General features: G+C 72.9%; 20 protein-coding genes. 11 read left to right on the top strand and 9 right to left on the bottom strand.

The features are described from left to right. Positions 1 to 53 precede the first annotated feature (53 nt). The 3 genes from OG587_RS26125 to OG587_RS26115 form a co-directional block, all read right to left on the bottom strand. Entirely contained in the window at positions 54 to 536 is a 483-nt protein-coding gene (locus OG587_RS26125) for a general stress protein (protein ID WP_329079720.1), read from the bottom strand. Between the two features lie 177 nt (positions 537 to 713). Then, positions 714 to 1,355, bottom strand: a complete 642-nt coding sequence (locus tag OG587_RS26120; protein ID WP_329079718.1) for a response regulator transcription factor — start codon at positions 1,353 to 1,355, stop codon at positions 714 to 716. A gap of 151 nt (positions 1,356 to 1,506) precedes the next feature. Then, positions 1,507 to 2,604: a sensor histidine kinase gene (locus tag OG587_RS26115; protein WP_329079716.1), complete on the bottom strand. Its 1,098-nt coding sequence runs from the start codon at positions 2,602 to 2,604 to the stop codon at positions 1,507 to 1,509. Positions 2,605 to 2,760: 156 nt separating this feature from the next. On the opposite strand from OG587_RS26115, the gene OG587_RS26110 reads away from it, so the two are divergent. Both OG587_RS26110 and OG587_RS26105 read left to right on the top strand, forming a co-directional pair. Next, a complete protein-coding gene (locus tag OG587_RS26110) occupies positions 2,761 to 3,447 on the top strand; it encodes an ABC transporter ATP-binding protein (protein ID WP_329079714.1) in 687 nt (228 codons plus the stop codon). Then, positions 3,444 to 4,175: an ABC transporter permease gene (locus OG587_RS26105; RefSeq protein ID WP_329079712.1), complete on the top strand. Its 732-nt coding sequence runs from the start codon at positions 3,444 to 3,446 to the stop codon at positions 4,173 to 4,175. The genes OG587_RS26110 and OG587_RS26105 overlap by 4 nt, the downstream gene beginning before the upstream one ends. Before the next feature lie 208 nt (positions 4,176 to 4,383). Here the strand turns inward: OG587_RS26105 and menD are convergent, their stop codons facing one another. Next, positions 4,384 to 6,045, bottom strand: coding sequence for a 2-succinyl-5-enolpyruvyl-6-hydroxy-3-cyclohexene-1-carboxylic-acid synthase (gene menD / locus OG587_RS26100; RefSeq protein ID WP_329079710.1), 1,662 nt, complete (start codon positions 6,043 to 6,045; stop codon positions 4,384 to 4,386). Positions 6,046 to 6,229: 184 nt separating this feature from the next. Further along, entirely contained in the window at positions 6,230 to 7,084 is an 855-nt protein-coding gene (gene menB / locus OG587_RS26095) for a 1,4-dihydroxy-2-naphthoyl-CoA synthase (protein WP_329094023.1), read from the bottom strand. A 115-nt stretch (positions 7,085 to 7,199) separates the two neighbouring features. Here menB and OG587_RS26090 point away from each other — a divergent pair, with 115 nt between their 5' ends. From OG587_RS26090 to OG587_RS26080, 3 genes are all read left to right on the top strand, one after another. Beyond that, positions 7,200 to 8,393 carry an AMP-binding protein gene (locus OG587_RS26090; protein WP_329079708.1) on the top strand — a complete coding sequence of 398 codons (1,194 nt, stop codon included), beginning with the start codon at positions 7,200 to 7,202 and terminating at the stop codon, positions 8,391 to 8,393. A gap of 51 nt (positions 8,394 to 8,444) precedes the next feature. After that, positions 8,445 to 8,819, top strand: coding sequence for a hypothetical protein (locus OG587_RS26085; RefSeq protein WP_329079707.1), 375 nt, complete (start codon positions 8,445 to 8,447; stop codon positions 8,817 to 8,819). A 195-nt stretch (positions 8,820 to 9,014) separates the two neighbouring features. Next, positions 9,015 to 10,394 carry an RNA polymerase sigma factor gene (locus OG587_RS26080; RefSeq protein ID WP_329079705.1) on the top strand — a complete coding sequence of 460 codons (1,380 nt, stop codon included), beginning with the start codon at positions 9,015 to 9,017 and terminating at the stop codon, positions 10,392 to 10,394. 246 nt (positions 10,395 to 10,640) lie between these two features. On the opposite strand, the gene OG587_RS26075 is transcribed toward OG587_RS26080, so the two are convergent. Further along, entirely contained in the window at positions 10,641 to 10,850 is a 210-nt protein-coding gene (locus tag OG587_RS26075; protein WP_329079703.1) for an MbtH family protein, read from the bottom strand. 433 nt (positions 10,851 to 11,283) lie between these two features. Here OG587_RS26075 and OG587_RS26070 point away from each other — a divergent pair, with 433 nt between their 5' ends. Genes OG587_RS26070 through OG587_RS26060 form a run of 3 tightly spaced genes read left to right on the top strand, consistent with a single transcriptional unit; the run spans position 11,284 to position 13,999 of the window. After that, entirely contained in the window at positions 11,284 to 12,045 is a 762-nt protein-coding gene (locus OG587_RS26070) for a 2,3-dihydro-2,3-dihydroxybenzoate dehydrogenase (protein WP_329079701.1), read from the top strand. A 20-nt stretch (positions 12,046 to 12,065) separates the two neighbouring features. Beyond that, positions 12,066 to 13,292: an isochorismate synthase gene (locus OG587_RS26065; RefSeq protein WP_329079699.1), complete on the top strand. Its 1,227-nt coding sequence runs from the start codon at positions 12,066 to 12,068 to the stop codon at positions 13,290 to 13,292. 47 nt (positions 13,293 to 13,339) lie between these two features. Further along, a complete protein-coding gene (locus tag OG587_RS26060) occupies positions 13,340 to 13,999 on the top strand; it encodes an isochorismatase family protein (RefSeq protein ID WP_329079697.1) in 660 nt (219 codons plus the stop codon). Positions 14,000 to 14,057: 58 nt separating this feature from the next. Here the strand turns inward: OG587_RS26060 and OG587_RS26055 are convergent, their stop codons facing one another. Further along, a complete protein-coding gene (locus tag OG587_RS26055) occupies positions 14,058 to 14,459 on the bottom strand; it encodes a hypothetical protein (RefSeq protein ID WP_329079696.1) in 402 nt (133 codons plus the stop codon). 207 nt (positions 14,460 to 14,666) lie between these two features. Between OG587_RS26055 and OG587_RS26050 the strand changes: the two genes are divergently transcribed. Both OG587_RS26050 and OG587_RS26045 read left to right on the top strand, forming a co-directional pair. After that, the gene (locus tag OG587_RS26050) at positions 14,667 to 15,263 is read left to right on the top strand and encodes a TetR/AcrR family transcriptional regulator C-terminal domain-containing protein (protein ID WP_329079694.1); all 597 of its coding nucleotides are present in this window, start codon (positions 14,667 to 14,669) and stop codon (positions 15,261 to 15,263) included. Positions 15,264 to 15,712: 449 nt separating this feature from the next. Beyond that, positions 15,713 to 15,904, top strand: a complete 192-nt coding sequence (locus tag OG587_RS26045; protein ID WP_329094021.1) for a DUF5999 family protein — start codon at positions 15,713 to 15,715, stop codon at positions 15,902 to 15,904. Between the two features lie 6 nt (positions 15,905 to 15,910). On the opposite strand, the gene OG587_RS26040 is transcribed toward OG587_RS26045, so the two are convergent. Continuing rightward, positions 15,911 to 16,543, bottom strand: coding sequence for an alpha/beta hydrolase family protein (locus OG587_RS26040; protein WP_329094019.1), 633 nt, complete (start codon positions 16,541 to 16,543; stop codon positions 15,911 to 15,913). A 145-nt stretch (positions 16,544 to 16,688) separates the two neighbouring features. On the opposite strand from OG587_RS26040, the gene OG587_RS26035 reads away from it, so the two are divergent. Continuing rightward, positions 16,689 to 17,039, top strand: coding sequence for a hypothetical protein (locus OG587_RS26035; RefSeq protein WP_329079691.1), 351 nt, complete (start codon positions 16,689 to 16,691; stop codon positions 17,037 to 17,039). 54 nt (positions 17,040 to 17,093) lie between these two features. Here OG587_RS26035 and OG587_RS26030 read toward each other — a convergent pair whose 3' ends face one another. Further along, complete coding sequence (locus tag OG587_RS26030) at positions 17,094 to 17,876, bottom strand: tetratricopeptide repeat protein (protein ID WP_329079689.1); 783 nt, start codon at positions 17,874 to 17,876, stop codon at positions 17,094 to 17,096. Between the last annotated feature and the right edge of the window lie 12 nt (positions 17,877 to 17,888).

The raw sequence follows: 17,888 nt of genomic DNA, 5'->3' as shown, positions 1-17,888 counted from the left end.
GGCGATGCCGCCCGCGCCGCCGCCAGTGCGGGCTCCGTCCCGGGGAGCGCCGGTCAGATCTGTTGGTGCATCTGCTGGGACGTGCCCACGTTGAGCAGCCTGCGCGCCTCGGCGGCGTGCGGGGCCGCGACCAGTACCTCGTAGCGGTCGGCGACGATCGCGCTCGACGAGAGGAAGTCACGCTTGCCCCCGGTGAGCGCGTGGCCGACCAGTCCGAAGATCGCTCCGGCTATGGCGCCCCAGATCAGGCCCCACAGGACCAGGATGAAGGGGAAGCGTCCGGGAGTGAAGATCGCGAAGAACAGGCCGATCAGCAGTCCGAACCAGGCTCCGGTCGCCGCGCCCATCCCCGCGGCGCGAAGATAGGTCAGCCGCCCGAGCACCTGTTCGACGAGCCGGAGACCGACTCCGACGATCATCGTGTGCTCGACCGGGAACTTCTGGTCCGACAGGTGGTCCACGGCGCGCTGGGCCTCGGCGTAGTTGCCGAAACCCGCCACCGTCTCGTGGCCGGTCAAACTGACGTCAGGTCGCATGGCACTTCCCTTCGAGGGCACCCGCGAGGTGAATCCGTACTCGATTCACCCTCACCCCGTGACGGCGTCCCCACATCCCCAGACCTGACAGTCATCACCGTCACATCACCGTCGTCGCCGCCCGGTCGTCCCCGCCGCGCCGTGCCCCCGCCACCCCGGTGCCGCACGCCGTCCCGGTCAGTCGGGGACCAGGCCGTGCCGGAAGGCGTACGTCACCGCCTGGGCCCGGTCGCGCAGTCCCGCCTTGGCGAAGAGGTTGTTGATGTGCGTCTTGACCGTCGCCTCGGAGATGAACAGCTCCCCGGCGATCTCCGTGTTGGAGCGGCCCGCCGCTATCAGCCGCAGCACCTCGCTCTCGCGGCGGGTGAGCCCGTCGGGCGGCTCCGGCGCGCGGCGGCCCCCGGTCACCGCCTCGGCCAGCCGCCGCTGGACACCGGGGTCGAACTGGGCCTCGCCCTCGACCACGGTGGCGATGGCCGAGGCCAGGGACTCGGCGTCGGTGTCCTTGGTCAGGTAGCCCCGCGCCCCCGCGGCCAGCGCGGCGAAGACCGACTCATCGTCGGAGTACGTTGTCAGGACCACCACGTGGATCTCCGGGTGGGCCGCCCTGATCCTGCGGGTCGCCTCCACCCCGTCCATGCGGGGCATCCGCAGGTCCATCAGGACCACGTCGGGCCGAAGGGAGCCGGCGAGCCCGACCGCCTCCCGCCCGTCGGCCGCCGCCCCCACCACCTCGATGCCGGGCAGCAGTCCCAGCAGCAGCACCAGCCCCTCACGCACCACCGTCTGGTCGTCGACCACCAGCACCCGCACGGTCACCTCGGCCCCCCCGCGTCCCTCGAACCCGCCCGCGTGCGCCGGTGGCGCTCCCGCCCCCGCCCGCTTCCCGCGTGGCTGTACCGTACGGCACCGGCGTGAACCGTCCGCGGCGCGGCGCCCACCCCCGAAGCGGCGCCGCGCCGCGGGCGGCTCACGCCGGGACCCGCAGGAGGATCTCGAAGCCCTCCGCGCCCGGCCGCACGGCCAGCGAACCGCCGATCAGCTCGGCCCGCTCGCGCATCCCCACCAGCCCGTATCCCCCTCCCGACGCCGGCGGGCCCGGCGGCCCGCCCGTGTCGCGCACCTCCAGCTCGCACCAGGTGCCGACGCGGCGCAGCGCCACCGACACCGCGGCGCCCGGCGCGTGCTTGCGCACGTTCGTCAGTGCCTCCTGGGCGGTCCTGGCCACCGCCAGCCTGGCCCCCGCCTCCAGCGAGTCGAGGTTCCCCTCGACCGAGACCGCGCAGGGCAGGCCGGTCACCGACCGGAACTCCACCGCCAGCCGCTCCAGCCGCTCGGCCAGCGGAAGCTCCTCCCCGCGCAGCGCGTCGAGCGCCCGGCGGGTCTCCTCCAGCCCTGCGCGCGCCAGCCGCACGGCGCGGTTGACCCGGTCGAGGGCCGCCGCCGGGTCCTCCCCCCGTTCGAGCAGCAGCCGCGCACCCTCCAGGTGGACGATCTGCGCCGACTGCGAGTGCGCCAGGATGTCGTGGACCTCCCTGGCCAGCCGCGCCCGCTCGGCCAGCACGGCCTCGCCCGCCCGCGCCTCGGCGAGCGCCGCGGCCTGCTCCCTGATCGCCTTCATCTGCCGTATCAGGAAGGCGAAGACGGCGACGTAGGTGAGGCCGAAGGCGTTGCCCAGCACCTCCCCGCTCGGCAGCCCGAGCAGGAAGGACACGGCCGTCGTAGCGGCGACGTCCGCCGTGACCAGGACCACCGCCGGCCACAGGCGGGTTTTGAACGGCGCGACGAAGATCACAATGTACAGGAACCCCATGCCGCTGTAGGGGCTGATCCCGTGCAGGGCGAGCCCTCCGGCCAGGGTGACCGCGAGCAGCGGGGCGGCGCGCCGCGTGTCCCGGCCCAGCAGCACCCACAGGCAGCAGCCGCAGGTGACGGCAGCGAACGGGACCATCCCGAGCAGCCCGGGCCAGCCCGTCCCGACCGCGCCGATCACCGGGCCGGAAAGTATGTAGCCCGCCAGCACGACGGTGAGGAACCGGCGTACCGGGGGTCGGCGGAGGAATGTCACGACGCCAAGCTATCCACGCCCACGGCGGCGGGCCATGGTCGCGGGGGTGGAGATCGTCTCCACCCCCGGCCGCCGATCTCTCCCCCCGGGTGGATCTCGCGGGTTCCACCCCCGGGACCGTGCGCTCCCACCCGCCTCGGGGCCATCGTCGAGGCCATGTCAGCAATCAGCGTCACCCACCTCGGCAAGTCGTTCGGCGGGGTACGCGCCGTCGAGGACCTGTCGTTCACGGTGGAGCGGGGAACACTCACGGCCTTCCTGGGCCCCAACGGGGCGGGCAAGACCACCACCCTGCGCATGATCCTCGGCCTGGTCGCGCCCAGCGAGGGCACCGCGACGATCGACGGCACGCTCTACCGCGACCTGGAGCGGCCCGTCACCACCGTCGGCGCCGTACTGGAGGCGACGGCCTTCCACCCCGGGCTGAGCGCCCGCGCGCACCTGGAGGCGCTCCGCCTCGCCGCGGGGCTCGACCCCGCACGCGTGGCGTACGTCCTGGAACAGGTCGACCTCGCCGACGCGGCCGGCCGCAAGGTGGGGGGATTCTCCCTGGGCATGCGCCAGCGGCTCGCCCTGGCCTCCGCCCTCCTGGGAGACCCGGAGATCCTCATCCTCGACGAACCCGCCAACGGCCTGGACCCGGCGGGCATTCGCTGGCTGCGGGGCTTCCTGCGGGCCTACACCCACGAGGGCCGCACGGTCCTGGTGTCCACCCACGTGCTCGCCGAGATCCAGCAGATCGCCGACCACGTGATCATCGTCGGGGCGGGGCGCCTCGCCTGGCAGGGCCCGCTCACCTCGGAGACCGACCTTGAGGAGCTCTACATGAAGGTGACCGGGTGAACCGCCTGATCCGCGCCGAGTTGTTCAAGATCCGCGCGAGCCGCGTCACCTGGATCCTCGTCGGCCTGGCGCCCCCGCTGTGCGTGCTCTGGGCGGGGCTGATGGTCGCCCTGGCGGAGCCGGCCGGCGCGACGGGGCCGCAGATCGAGAACGTCTACAACATGGCGCAGCAGTCCTACGTCTTCGCCCTGGTCCTCGGCGTCCTCGGCGTGGCCGGGGAGTACCGCCACCAGACGATCACCTGGCAGTTCCTGGTCACCCCGGTGCGGAGCCGGGTGATCACGGCCAAGCTGGCCGCGTACGGGATCGTCGGGCTGCTCGTCGGCCTCCTGTCGGCGCTGGTCACGCTGCTGGCGGGCCTGGCCATGCTCGGCCTGGCCGGTCATCCCGCCTGGACTCCCCAGGTGCCGCTGGTCCTGCTCGGCTCGGTGTTCAGCGTCGCCGTGTACGGCCTGCTCGGGGTGGGCCTCGGCGCCCTGATCCGCAACCAGGTCGCGGCGGTGGCGGTGGCGCTGGCCTGGTTCATGTACGCCGACTACCTGCTCACCATGCTCCTGCCGGGGCTGGGCCGCTGGCTGCCGACCGGGGCGGCCCGCGCCCTGGGCGGCATGCACCTGCAGGACGCGGAACTGCTGCCCGTCTGGGCCGGCGGGCTGCTGTTCGCCGGCTACGTCGTGGTGACCGTGCTCGCCGCCCGCCTGCTGACGCTCCGCCGCGACGTCACGTGACCTCGCCGTACGACGGCACGGGCCACGTCGGGGCAAGACACGGTGTGATCCCGGGGCACGCGTCACCGCACGCGGACGGCGGTGCGGACCGCGGCGCGGCGTGATCCCCCGGGGCGCGCGTCACGCCATGACGTCGCGGACGGCGGCGTGGGGCTCGACGCGGCGTGATCCCGGGGGCACGCGTCACGGCGGGCGCCCGGGGGGCGCGTCACACCATGACGTCGCGGACGGCGGCGTGGGCCGCGTCGCGCATCATGGAGTGCAGCACCGCGTTGGACTCCCGGTCGGTCCGCACCTCGACCATGCGCAGCCCGTCGCCGCGCAGCGCCTTGACCAGCTGGCCCGGCTCGTCCACGAAGGTGTACGGCGTGCCGGTGGCGGCGGCCACGTAGCCCAGGTCAACCCCGTGCGAGGTGCCGAAGACCCGCTCGAAGGGGTCGCGCAGCGCGGCCTGGGGGAGCAGCGAGAAGATCCCGCCGCCGTCGTTGTTCACCACGACCAGGCAGAGGTCGGGGCGGGGCTCGCGGGAGCCGAGCAGCAGCCCGTTCTGGTCGTGCAGGAAGGTCAGGTCGCCCATCAGGGCGTAGGAGGGGCCGTTGTGGGCGAGGGCGGCGCCCATCGCGGACGACACCACGCCGTCGATCCCCGCCGCCCCCCGGTTGGCCAGGATCCGCAGGCCCCGCCGGGGACGCATCGCCTGGTCGAGGTCGCGGATCGGCATCGAGGAGCCGGAGAACAGCAGCGACCCGTTGGGCAGCGCCTCCACCAGGTCGCGGGCCAGGCGCGGCTCGTTGAGCCCCGTCGTCCCGTCCAGCACCTCGTCGATCGCGGTCCTGGCCGCCGTCTCGGCGCGGCGCCAGGAGTGCAGCCACGCGTCGTCGCCCGCCGCGACCGGGATCTCCACCACCTGGGCGACCTGGGTGGCCGAGCGGGTCGGGTCGGGCCAGCGGGTCATGTCGGCGGCGACCACGATGTGCTCGTCCGCGTGCCTCAGCCAGTTGAGCAGCGGCCGGGACAGGCCGGGGCGGCCCAGGGTGACCACGACGTCGGGGCGGTGCCGGTCGGCGAACTCCGGGGTGCCGAGGAGGAAGTGGTAGGCCGACATCGCGTGGTCGCCGTAGCGGGCGCCGCCGTTGGGCTCCGACAGGACCGGCCACCCGGCCATGCCCGCCGCCGCCACGTATCTGCGCGTGTTGGTCGCGCCGTCGCCGACGACCAGCACGCCCCGCCGGGTCGGCGGCAGGTGCAGCGCCACCGGCGGGGAGGCCACCCTGGCGCGGACCCACGGGCCTCCGGCGTCACCCTCCAGGGACTCGCACCAGGACGGGTCACCGTCCGGGACCAGCGGCTCGCGGAAGGCCACGTTGAGGTGGACCGGTCCCGGGTCGTACGGGCCCAGCGCGCGCTGGTAGGCGCGGCAGACCGTCGACCGCCAGTAGGCGACCTGGCCGGGGCGGTCCTCGGGCACGCCGACCTCGCTGAACCAGCGGACGGCCGTGCCGTACAGCTTGACCTGGTCGACGGTCTGGCTCGCGCCGGTGTCGCGCAGCTCGGGCGGGCGGTCGGCGGTGAGCACCAGCAGCGGCACCCCCGACTCGTGCGCCTCGATGACGGCCGGGTGGAAGTTGGCCGCCGCGGTGCCGGAGGTGCAGATCAGGACGACCGGACGGCCGCTGCGGCGGGCGAGGCCCACCGCCAGGAAGGAGGCCGAGCGCTCGTCCACCCGCACGTGCAGCCGGATGCGGCTGTCGGCGTGCACGGCCAGGGCGAGCGGCGCCGAGCGCGACCCGGGTGCGAGCACCACGTCCGTGAGACCGCAGCGGGCGAGCTCGTCGACCAGCACCGTCGCGAGCGCGGTCGCGGGATTCACCGCACCGCCTCCTTAACTCCGCACCCGGGGGTGAGTCCGTCTTGAGGCACGCGAAAGCGACCTCGCCTACGTGGGACGGCGCGCCTCGGGACCGAACCCGTTCGGATCCTCGCTGCCCCTGGGAGCGGCGGGGGAACCCGTCCTCGCCGCCCGGGGCCGCGCCGGAACCAGCCTTCCGCCGCCCCTAGGGACGGCGCGGGAACCTGCCGAAGTCGGGGGCGCGCTTCTCCTTGAACGCGTCGCGGCCCTCCTGCGCCTCCTCGCTCATGTAGTAGAGCAGGGTGGCGTCACCGGCGAACTGCTGCATCCCCGCGGCGCCGTCGGTCACCGCGTTCAGCGCGCCCTTGAGCATACGCAGGGCCAGCGGCGACTTCTCCAGCATCTCCCTGGCCCATTTGACCGTTTCGGTCTCGAGCTCGGCGAGCGGTACGACCGCGTTGACCAGGCCCCAGCCGAGGGCGGTCTGCGCGTCGTACTGGCGGCAGAGATACCAGATCTCGCGGGCCCGCTTCAGGCCGACGGTCTCGGCCAGCAGCCAGGAGCCGTAGCCGCCGTCGAAGGAGCCGACCTTGGGGCCGGTCTGGCCGAAGACCGCGTTGTCGGCGGCGATGGACAGGTCGCAGCACACGTGCAGCACATGGCCGCCGCCGATGGCGTAACCGGCGATCATCGCGATGACCGGCTTGGGGCAGCGGCGGATCTGGACCTGCAGGTCGAGCACGTTGAGTCGGCCGACGTGCGGGGTGGACTTGTCGACGTAGCCGTCGTCGCCGCGGATCTTCTGGTCGCCGCCGGAGCAGAAGGCCCTGTCGCCCGCGCCGGTGAAGATGATCACACCGACCCCGGCGTCCTCCTGGGCGGCGTTGAAGGCGTCCTTGAGCTCGAAGAGCGTCGTCGGGCGGAACGCGTTGTGCCGCTCCGGCCGGTTGATCGTGATCTTGGCGATGCCCTCGCCGGTCTCGTAGATGATGTCCTCGTACTGCCCGGACCTCTTCCAGTCGACCGCGCCGTCACGCTCGGGGGCCGTCTCCGCCGCCACCCGCTCGTCCACGCCCGGCTCGACCCGCTCCGTGCCCACGATGGCTTCACCCTCTCCGCTGCGCCGGGACCACCCCGGCCGTTGTCCGGCTTCCGGCACTAACCTTACGACTGTGATGACCATTCCTGTGCACGAGGTATGGCTTTCCGTGCAACGGGAATTGCACGCCGTGGTGTCGCCGGCGGGCCCGGAGCTGTTCCGGGCCGTGGGCGCGGCACTGGACGGCAGCGGTCCCGCCGTGCTGCCCCTCTCCCCCGCCCTGCCCGCCCCCGCGCTGCGGGCGACGCTCGACGCGCTGCGCCCGACCCACGTGAACGGGGTACGCCGCGAGGGCGGCGTCGGCGTGCCCGCCGACGTGGCGGTGGTCATCGCCACCAGCGGCTCGACCGGCGTCCCGAAGGGCGCGCAGCTGTCGGCCGAGGCGCTGCGCGCCTCCGCGTCGGCCTCGCTGCGGCGCCTGGACGCCGGGGCGGGCGAGCGCTGGCTGTGCTGCCTGCCGCCCTCCCACGTGTCCGGCCTGCAGGTCCTGGTGAGGTCGCTGCTGGGCGGGACCGAGCCGATCGTGCACGACGGGTTCTCCCCCGAGGCAGTGCTCTCCAGCGGCGCGGACCACGTCTCGCTGGTGCCGACCCAGCTGCGCCGGCTGCTCCAGGTGAATTCGACGCGTTTGCCGCGCCTATCAACGTTCGGGACGATCCTGCTCGGCGGCGCCGCCGCTCCCCCCGGCCTGCTCGACGCGGCCCGCGCGGCCGGGGCCCGGGTGGTCACCACGTACGGCATGAGCGAGACCTGCGGCGGGTGCGTCTACGACGGCGAGCCCCTCGACGGGGTGGGGCTCGCCGTCGGCGACGACGGCCGGATCCGCCTGAGCGGGCCCGTGCTGTTCTCCGGCTACCGGCTCCGCCCCGACCTCACCGAGGCGGTCCGCGACGGCGACTGGTTCCTCACCTCGGACCTGGGCGCCCTGGAGGGAGGGCGGCTGCGCGTGCTCGGGCGGGCCGACGACGTCGTCAACACCGGGGGCGAGAAGGTCGTCGCCGCGGCGGTGGCCGCGGCGGTGGCCGAGCATCCCGCGATCGTCGACGTCGCCGTGGTCGGCCGTCCCGACCCCGAGTGGGGCGAGCGGGTGGTGGCCGTCGTCGTCTCGCCCTCCCCGCCGTCCCTGGCCGAGCTGCGCGCCTTCGTCAAGGAGCGGCTGCCCGCCTACGCGGCCCCCGCCGACCTGATCGTCGTGACCGAAATACCGCTTTTGGCCAATGGCAAGCCGGATCTCGAAGCTCTCCGTTATGGTCGTGATCGGGAACCGTGAAGGCGTTCTCATACGTCCAATGAGATAGCCGAAGCAGGAGGGACAAGCCCGATGAACGTCACCCGGAAGACATGGGTCTCGGCTGGAATCGTGAGCCTGGTCCTCGCCGGCGGCATCTCCGTCACGGCCGCCGCCGCGTCGGGCGGGATCGGGAGGGCGGAGAAACCGTCGGGAGAGCCGGTGCCGGTGGCCCCGCACGAGCCCGGACGATCCTCGCAGGAGCCGTCGCCGACCGCGTCCGCTCCCCCCGCGGAGGAGTACGTGGTCTCCAGGGACGTCAACCCCGACCCCGGGAAGGTCGTCGAGTACTGGAGCGAGAACCGGCTGGAGGAGGCGGAGCCCTTCCCGATGCCCATGGTCGACGACCCCGTGCTGGAGGGGTCCTCGGGCTCGGCGGAAGAGGGCCCCGTGGAAGTGCTCGAATAGGCCCTCTCGGGCGCCCATACGCGGGTGGATCGCCGGGACGGCGGTCCACCCATCATATTTTCCGAGTCAAGTCGGGAACAGAAAGTTCTTGACTGGGGTTATTGGTACTGGTGCGCCGAGCGGCCCCCAGACCGCCCCACCCCAAGACCATCAGATCGTAAATTCAGACGACTCCGTGATGGAGGAGGTGTCCTCATGCCCCCAACCGCCGTGGCGACCTCATCTGAGGCCCCGACGACCCTCGACCAGCTCCTTGACCGAGGGCGAGTCCAGGGCCACCTTTCACTCGCGGAGCTGCGCCACGCCTTCGCCGAGGCGGGCATCAGCCCCGCCGAGGGCAGGTCGATCCTGCGCGAGCTCACCGAGGCGGGCGTCAGCCTGGCGGCCGAGAACGAGCCCGCGCTCTCCACGTCCGCCGCCAAGAGCGCCCGCAAGACCCCCGCCCGCAAGGCGAAGGCCGCCCCCGCGAGGAAGACCGCGGCGAAGACCGAGCCCGCGGCGGGTGCCGCCGGGACCAGGGCGGAGCCCCCGGGCGACCCCAGGGCCACCAAGACCACCAAGGCGACCGCGAAGGACGCCGCGGCGGAGCTCGACGACGAGTGGAACCCGCCGGAGGAGACCGAGGTGGAGGCCGAGCCGACCCTCGACCTCGACGACCAGTCCTCCGTCATGGGCGACTCGGTGCACACCTACCTGAAGTCGATCGGCCGTCGTACCCTGCTCACCGCCGCGCAGGAGGTCGAGCTGGCCAAGCGCATCGAGGCCGGCCTGTACGCCGAGTCCAAGCTGGAGGCCGACCCGGGCCTGTCCGCGGTCGCGCGTGACGACCTGGAGTGGATCGCCGAGGACGGCCGCCGGGCCAAGGACCACATGCTGGAGGCGAACCTCCGCCTGGTCGTCTCCGTGGCGAAGAAGTACACCGACCGGGGCATGGCCCTGCTCGACGTGGTCCAGGAGGGCAACCTGGGCCTGATCCGCGCGGTGGAGAAGTTCGACTACACCAAGGGCTACAAGTTCTCCACCTACGCGATGTGGTGGATCCGCCAGGCCATCCAGCGCGGCTTCGCCGACTCGGCCCGCACCATCAGGCTGCCGGTGCACGTGCTGGAGATGCTCTCCAAGCTGTCGCGCGTCGAGCGCGACATGCACCAGCGCCTGGGCCGCGAGCCCACGCCGGAGGAGCTGGGCGTCGAGCTGGACAAGACCCCCGACCAGATCGAGGAGCTGCTGCGCACCAGCCGCCAGCCGATCAGCCTCAATGCCACCATCGGCGAGGACGGCGAGACGACCATCGGCGATCTCATCGAGGACGTCGACTCGCCCGAGGCATCGGAGGTCGTCGACCGCCAGCTGCTGGGCGAGCAGCTGCGCGGGGTGCTGGGCAACCTCTCCCCCAGGGAGGCCAAGATCATGGCCCTGCGCTTCGGCCTCGTCGACGGCAAGCCCCACACCCTCGACGAGATCGGCAAGCACCTCGGCCTGACGCGCGAGCGCATCCGCCAGCTGGAGAAGGAGTCGCTCTCCAAGCTCCGCCACCCCAGCAACACCCGTCCGCTGCTCGACTGGGCCAGCTGACCGGCAGCTCTGACCGGCAGCCGACCGGCAGCCGACCGGCACTGCGCCGCCCGGCCCCGTCCGGCCCGTCGCGAAGGGCGCCACCGCGAGACCTCCCGGTCCGCGGTGGCGCCCTTCGCCGTGTCCGGCCCCTGCGGGGAGAGCCCCCCGAAGGGACCTGCGGGAGCGCGGAGCGCCCCTCCCCGAGGGCCGGGTACGGGACCGGGGCGACGGTCCCCGTACCGGCCCTCGAAGGTCTGAGAGGAGTCAGCCACCCATCTCGGCGACGAGGCTTCGGGGGCGCATGTCGGTCCAGGAGCTCTCGACGTAGGCCAGGCAACCGGCGCGGGAGTCCTCGCCGTGGGCGATCTCCCAGCCCGCGGGGACGTCGGCGAACGCGGGCCACAGCGAGTGCTGCCCCTCGGCGTTCACCAGCACCAGGAAGGACGCGTCCTCATCGTCGAAGGGGTTGGTCATCGGTTACCTCCAGCATGGGTGTACCGGGTGGCGGACCCGGATCGGTGGATTCGCCCGGCGCCGACGGTGACGGTCAACGCGGGTCCTCCGTACGGGCGGCGCGGGGGTGTTCCACCGGCGCGCCCGGGGGTCGGCGACCGCCGCTTCCCCACCGGATGCGAGGAGTCCCCGGGCGCGGGAATAAGGCAGACGAAAATGGCATAACTGCGTGCACCTCGGTGAAGTGCCTGGTCACGGCGTTGGGCGAGTGGCCTGAGAGGCCACTGGGGCGGAGTGTCTTATTAGGGAAGCCTAACCTAAGATCCACCCCATTGACGACAATGTCAAGATGCCTAATCATCAGGAGCTAGATCACCTTGACTCCTATCCGCCGCACTCTCGACAGTCGGGGTAAGTGAGGCAAGGCTAACCTAAATTTATCAGTGAGGTGCGTGTGATCGATAGGCAAGACCATCCCGGGCTTTCCGGGACGGTGGCTCTCGTCACGGGCGCCGCCGGAGGCATCGGGGCCGCCGTCGCGGCGACCCTCGCCCGCGCCGGGGCGGTCGTGGCCGGGGTCGACGTGCGCGACGGGCCCTGGGAGGACCACGGGGAACCGGTGACCCGACACCACACCGACGTCACGGACCCCGAACAGGTGGACGCGGTCGTCGGAAGGATCGAGGACGAGCTGGGACCGATCGGGGTCCTGGTCAACGTCGCGGGCGTGCTGCGCACCGGCGCGGTGACCGAGACGGGCACCGACGACTGGGCCCACGTGTTCGCGGTGAACGCCGGCGGGGTCTTCCACACCGTCCGCGCCGTCGCCCGCCGCATGATCCCCCGCGGCGGCGGGACGATCGTCACGGTGGCCTCCAACGCCGCGGGCGTGCCACGCGTCGGCATGGCGGCGTACGCGGCGTCCAAGGCCGCCGCGGTCATGTTCACCCGGTGTGCCGGGCTGGAGCTCGCCCGCCACGGCATCCGCTGCAACGTGGTCTCGCCAGGATCGACCGACACCGCCATGCAGGCGGGGCTCGATCCCCACGCGGCGCTCATGGGAGACCTCTCCTCCTACCGCGTGGGCATCCCGCTGGGCCGGCTGGCCGACCCCCAGGACGTCGCCGAAGCCGTGATCTTCCTGGCCTCGGACCGTTCCCGGCACATCACCATGCAAGACCTGTACGTGGACGGCGGCGCCACGCTCAGGGCCTGAGATCCCCCGAAAGGTCAGCCTTGACTATCGCATACGAGGCGGTCAGCGCCACCGAACTTCTCGATGAGTACCGGCCGGGTTCCTCATCGATCTTCTCCTCTCCCCGGCACACCCTTCTCGCCGGGGGCGTCGCCGACGTGGTGGCGCCCGCCTGGACCATGCGGGAGCTGGCCGAGCGCGTGCGCGAGCACCGCGACCTGGTCCTCGGCGCGATCCCGTTCGACGACCCCGCCGCGGCACGGCTGATCACCCCGGTGCGCGCCCGCTGGGCCGACCCTTTCGTCCCCGGCGAGCCGCCACCCCGCGAGGGCGCGCGACCGCCGTGGCGGATCACCCCCGTCCCCACCCCCTCGGGCCATCTGGAGGGCGTACGACGTGTCCTGGAACTGCTCGGCACGGGCGCGGTGGAGAAGGTGGTGCTGGCCAGGTCACTGGAGCTGACGAGGCCTGAGCCGGTCGACGTCGCCGCGATGGTCCGGCGCCTGGCGGTCCGCGACCCGCACGGCCACGTCTTCGCCGTCGACCTGCCCGGCGGGCGGACCCTGGTGGGCGCCAGCCCCGAACTGCTGGTCTCCAGGGACGGGCCCGCCGTCGTCGCCAACCCGCTGGCCGGCTCCGCCGCGCGCAGCGCCGACCCCGTGGAGGACCGCCGCCGCGCGGCGGCGCTGCTCTGCTCGGCCAAGGAGCAGCACGAGCACGCGGTCGTGGTCCAGGCCGTGGCCGCCGCGCTCGCCCCGCACTGCCGGGCGCTGAGCGTCCCGGCCGAGCCGTCGCTGATCTGCACCTCGACCATGTGGCACCTGTCCAGCAGGATCACCGGGCGGCTCGCCGACCCGCGCACCACCGCGCTCGACCTCGCCGTCGCCCTGCACCCGACCCCCGCGGTCTGCGGGACGCCCACCCTCGCGGCGCGCGCCGCGATCGCCGGCATCGAACCCTTCGACCGGGGCTTCTACACCGGCATGGTCGGCTGGTGCGACGCCTCGGGGGACGGCGAGTGGGCGGTGGCGATCCGCTGCGCCGAGGTGACCGGCGGCGGCATCCGGCTGTTCGCCGGTGGCGGGATCGTCACGGGCTCGGTCCCCGAGGAGGAGCTGGCCGAGACCTCCGCGAAGTTCCGGACCCTCCTGCAGGCCCTCGGCCTGGCCCCGGACCTCGATGTGGACCTGGACCTGGACGCGGACACGGTCTCCGGCATGGAGGCCGTCGCCGTCACCGGGGAGAAGCCCGGGAGAGGACAGGTGTGACCCCCAGCACGTCGAGACGCCGAGAGAAAGCAGAAGGAGAGGCAGTCGTGGCCATACCCGCAATCACCCCCTATCCGATGCCCCGCGAGGACGAGATGCCCGTCAACCGCGTCTCCTGGACACCGGACGCCCGCCGGGCGGTGCTGCTCGTCCACGACATGCAGAACCACTTCGTGAACGCGTTCGCGCCGGGAACCTCGCCGATCGTGGAACTGGTCTCGGCGATCACGGATCTCCGCGAGACGGCCTGGGAGCTCGGCGTCCCGGTGGTGTACTCGGCCCAGCCCGGCGGACAGACCTCGGCCCAGCGCGGCCTGCTGGAGGACTTCTGGGGAGCCGGGGTCGGCACCGACCCGAGCGCCCAGGAGATCGTCGCGGCGCTCACCCCCGGCCCGGACGACATCCGGCTGACCAAGTGGCGCTACAGCGCCTTCCACCGCACCCCGCTGCGCACCCTGCTCGCCGAACAGGGCCGCGACCAGCTCATCGTCACCGGCATCTACGCCCACATCGGCTGCCTGATGACGGCCTGCGACGCCTTCATGGGCGATGTGGAGGTGTTCTTCGTGGCCGACGGGGTGGCCGACTTCTCCGCCGAGCACCACCGGATGGCCCAGACCTATGCGGCCGAGCGGTGCGCGGCGGTCCTGCCCGCCGCCCGCGTCCGGCGGCTGCTCGCCTCCTCGGCCGCGCACGCCACCCGCTGAGCCCGTAACCCGAAGACCCGCGGGGAGAGGCCCCGCGGGTGAGGATCAGGGGTGGGGATCAGCGGGCGGAGGCGGTGACCGGGCGCGGAACCCGGGGGATGCCGGTCAGCCGGTTCTGCTCGCGAAGGGTGCGCAGGCGGTTGACCTCGGCGGTCCACTCGGCGCCCTTGGGGGTGGCCCTGCCCTTGCGGCGGCGGATCCGGTCGTCGTACGACTTGATCCCGAACGTCGCGCGCTGGTTGGCCTCGGCCGCGCGCAGGGCCTCGGTGAGCGCCCCGTCGAAGGCCAGCCCGGCGGCGCGCAGCTCCTGCACGGGGGCCGCGGCGGCCTGGGCCCGGCGCACCTCGGCCTCGGCCTGGCGCGCCTTCTCCAGGAACTCGGGGAAGCTCTTCCCGACCTCCTGGTCAGCGTGGTGACGAACCTCCGCCTCCCGGCTCACGCGCGGTCGGAAAAACGCCATCTTCTTCCCTCTCTCGCCGGTCGCCGGGTCTCCTCCGGCAGATCACCGCTCGTAGCCTACGCGCTCCGCCCCCACCCCACACACTCAGGGACCGGACCTCTCCCGGAGCGGCCCGGCTCGCCGGGCGGCGGCGTCGCCGGGAGAGGTCCGTTCCGTCCGGCGCGCCGTCCTTTACGCAGTAAGGTGCGCGGTGGCAGGATGCCTCCCATGCCTGCCAAGCGACCGCCCGTCCCGCTCTCCAGGGAGCGCATCATCGACGCCGCCCTCCACATCGCAGACGGACAGGGGCTCCGGCGCCTGACGATGCGGCGGCTGGGTGACGCGCTCCAGGTGGAGGCGATGGCCATCTACCACCACCTGCCGCGCGGCAAGGACGCCCTCATGGACGCGCTGGCCGAGCACGTCACCACCGTCCACGCCGAGCCCGGCGAGAGCTGGCAGGAGAGCGCGAGGGCCTGGTGCCGGGCGAGCCGGGCGGCGCTGAGGGAGCATCCCGGGGTGCTGGCCCTGGCCCTGACCAAGCCCCCCAGGGGCAGGGCGGCGATCGCGATCAGGGAGCAGACCGACCAGCTGGCCGACGCGGGCCTGGCCGACCCGGCGGGGGCGGTACGCGCCCTGCGGGCCTACGTCTTCGGCGCGGTGGCGGTGGAGGTGCAGCAGTCGGGCTGGGCAGAGCCCCAGGGCGACCCGGGCGACGAGGACGAGCCCTGGCGCCCCCCGTCGAGGGGCGGCGGCAGCCCGGGGGCGGACACCGACTTCGAGCACGGGCTGGACGCGCTCCTGGCCGGCCTGGGCGCACGGTGAGCGCGCAGTGAGCACACAGTGAGCACACAGTGTCGGTAAGGGGCGGCCAGGGGTTGGGAAAGCCCGTATCGGCGCACGTCAGAAACTTGTAACCGATCGTTTACCCGCCGGGCGGCGTGTCGCACTTGGTCGAATATCCTTATATGAGGCATGCTGTGTTATAGGTCACATCCCCTGATAAAGCCCTGCCGGACTGACCCTCTACCAGTTCTTAAACAGTCCTAACGGGCTATGTCGCCGAGGTGCGATTGATCGCACACTTGATCTGCTTGATGTGCGCTCCTCGTTCTGTTACGGGGGTCGCATGGCCATATATCAACATTCAGATGCTCGTCCCCGTCATACGTGGGAACGGAGACCCATCGGTGACGGTGCCGCCGGATGTCCGATACCCACCCGTGCCCGGCATGACCCGGGCGAGCCGACACGAGAGATCCGGAGGCACGCCGATGTGCCCGCACGAGCCGTCCTGTCCGTCCGCCGACGCGCTGGACCGCGAAGCCGCCCGCACCATGGCGGCCCACCCCGAGCAGGGCTGGAGCCTGCTCTGCAACGGTGTGGTGCTGTTCGACGACACCGGCGAGCTCCTCCCGGACGGTGCCGTCATCGAGCCGCACCGGCCACTGGCCGGCGTCGTCTGAGGCCCGTCACCCCCGACCGGTCACGCTGAGCGAGTTCACCGAGCCCGGCCGCATCCTCGCGCCGAGCCACTCGGCGACCACCTCGCCCACCCTGGCGGGATTTCTCCCGAGGTCGTGACCCTCCCCCGGCAGCACCACCAGGCGCGCGGCGTCCGCCGCCTCGGGCACGCCGAACGGGTCACGGTCTCCGTTCACCACCAGCACGTCCACGCCCGCCGAGCGCAGCTCGTCGGCGCGTGACCGCTCCGGCTTCCTCGGCGGGTGCAGCGGGAACGCCAGCGCGACGACCGCGACGGCCTCGACCCTCCCGGCCGTACGGCACGCGACCCTGGCCCCGTTGCTCCGCCCGCCCTGCGCCAGCGGCAGCCCCGGATAGCGCCCGCGCAACCCGGCCACCAGCGTCTCCCACGCCTCGTCCTGCTTGACCGCCGACCCCGGCGCGCGGGCCCCGCGCACGCGGAACGGCTGGAGCACCCGTGCGACCGTCCCGCCGATCGCCGTCACGGCGTCCCGCACGGCCAGCAGGTCGGGGGCGTCCACTCCCCCGGCCGAGCCGTGGGTGAGTACCAGCAGGAAGCGCGGGGCGGCCACCTCGTCGATCTCCACCAGGGCCGGGCCGTGCGGGGTCGCGATCTCCACGGGCTGGACCGCGCCCGCCGGGTGCCGGGACCCCGGCCCGGTCCCCGGGGCGGACGCCGGCGCGAGAGAGGTGGGCTCGGAGGTGGACACGGATATCGTCCTAACGACTGATGCCCGGCGGGCGGGTGGAAGGAACAATCGAAGCGTGCAGGACTATCAAGATATCCGCCAGGACATGCGCGCCACCGTCGAGGCCCGGCGCGACCTCGGCCCGGAGTACGAGACCGCGCTCATCGAGTCGTTCGTGTCACGCCTCGACGCGACCATCGCCCACCGGGTACGCGCCGAGATGCACGCAGCCGGGGCACCGAAGGTCAAGCCGCGCAAGAACACGAACTCCTCGATCCCGATCGCCCTCGGTTCGATGGGCATCGGGATCCCGCTGACCGCCATCGCGGCGCAGACCTCCGGCACCGCCGGACTGCTGCTGGCCTGGGGCGGGATCGTCGCGATCAACTTCGCCCACGCCCTGAGCCGCTGGCGGGAGCGCGACTGACACCCGCCGGGCCCACCCGGCGCACCGCGCCTCGGCCGCAGAGGTGCCAGGGCCTCAGAGATCCCGGTCGAGGCGCAGGCGGACCTCGCCGGCGAGATCCTCGTCGGCGCTGTCCAGACCGTAGCGCCACACGCGCTCGGCGTCCTCGTCACGTCCCCTGAGCGGAAGTGTGCGGGCCAGGAGCTCGATGGCCAGCGCGCCGGTCTCGACGTCTCCGCCCTCCTCGATCGCACCGGAGAACTCGGCGCAGGCCAGCTCCAGATGAGCGATGCCGAGCATCACCCGCAGTCTCGGCACCTCGGCCACGTCGGGCACCGAGAGCGCCTCCAGGAGCACCTGGGCGGCCTCCCCCGGCTCGCCCTCCTCGAGGAGCGCCTCCGCCAGCCGCTGGGCGGCACGGGGAGCGATCTCCGGGTCGCCGGTGGCCAGCGCGTCGCGCAGCGACCGCTCGGCCTCCTCCTCGCCCGTGGCGAGCCTGGCGAGGGCCATGTGCGCCGGCGGGACGTAGGCGGGGTGGCCGACACCCAGCGCGGCCTGCCAGGCGGCGCGGGCCTGGTCGGCCAGGCCCTCCCGTTCGAAGCTCCCGGCGAGCAGGCAGGCGGCCTGGGCGGCGAACTCCGGGTGCCCGGTCGCCAGCGCGGTGCGCGCGGCCGCGCGGGAGCCCGGCACGTCTCCGCTCTCCTCCAGCACCACCGCGAGACCCACCGCCGCCTGGGCCCGGTCGGGCTCGTCGGGGTCGGCGACCAGCTCGGCGAAGATCGTGGCGGCGCCGTCGAGATCGCCCGACTCGGCCAGTCTTCGCGCGGCGTCCAAGGGACGGGTGTCCACCTCAGGCATGCAGGATCCTTC

It is taken from the genome of Streptosporangium sp. NBC_01469, from assembly GCF_036227305.1.
In the GTDB taxonomy this organism is placed as follows: Bacteria; Actinomycetota; Actinomycetes; order Streptosporangiales; family Streptosporangiaceae; genus Streptosporangium.
Note: the sequence above shows the minus strand (reverse complement) of the source record. Positions and strands in the feature narration are given on the sequence as shown.

What these genes read in the sequence shown, in the direction of transcription:
- OG587_RS26030 (WP_329079689.1), bottom strand. Translation starts at nt 17,876, where the DNA reads ATGCCTGAGGTGGACACCCGTCCCTTGGACGCCGCGCGAAGACTGGCC.
- OG587_RS26045 (WP_329094021.1), top strand. Translation starts at nt 15,713, where the DNA reads ATGTGCCCGCACGAGCCGTCCTGTCCGTCCGCCGACGCGCTGGACCGC.
- OG587_RS26050 (WP_329079694.1), top strand. Translation starts at nt 14,667, where the DNA reads ATGCCTGCCAAGCGACCGCCCGTCCCGCTCTCCAGGGAGCGCATCATC.
- OG587_RS26125 (WP_329079720.1), bottom strand. Translation starts at nt 536, where the DNA reads ATGCGACCTGACGTCAGTTTGACCGGCCACGAGACGGTGGCGGGTTTC.
- OG587_RS26080 (WP_329079705.1), top strand. Translation starts at nt 9,015, where the DNA reads ATGCCCCCAACCGCCGTGGCGACCTCATCTGAGGCCCCGACGACCCTC.
- OG587_RS26055 (WP_329079696.1), bottom strand. Translation starts at nt 14,459, where the DNA reads ATGGCGTTTTTCCGACCGCGCGTGAGCCGGGAGGCGGAGGTTCGTCAC.
- OG587_RS26110 (WP_329079714.1), top strand. Translation starts at nt 2,761, where the DNA reads ATGTCAGCAATCAGCGTCACCCACCTCGGCAAGTCGTTCGGCGGGGTA.
- OG587_RS26085 (WP_329079707.1), top strand. Translation starts at nt 8,445, where the DNA reads ATGAACGTCACCCGGAAGACATGGGTCTCGGCTGGAATCGTGAGCCTG.
- OG587_RS26075 (WP_329079703.1), bottom strand. Translation starts at nt 10,850, where the DNA reads ATGACCAACCCCTTCGACGATGAGGACGCGTCCTTCCTGGTGCTGGTG.
- OG587_RS26090 (WP_329079708.1), top strand. Translation starts at nt 7,200, where the DNA reads ATGACCATTCCTGTGCACGAGGTATGGCTTTCCGTGCAACGGGAATTG.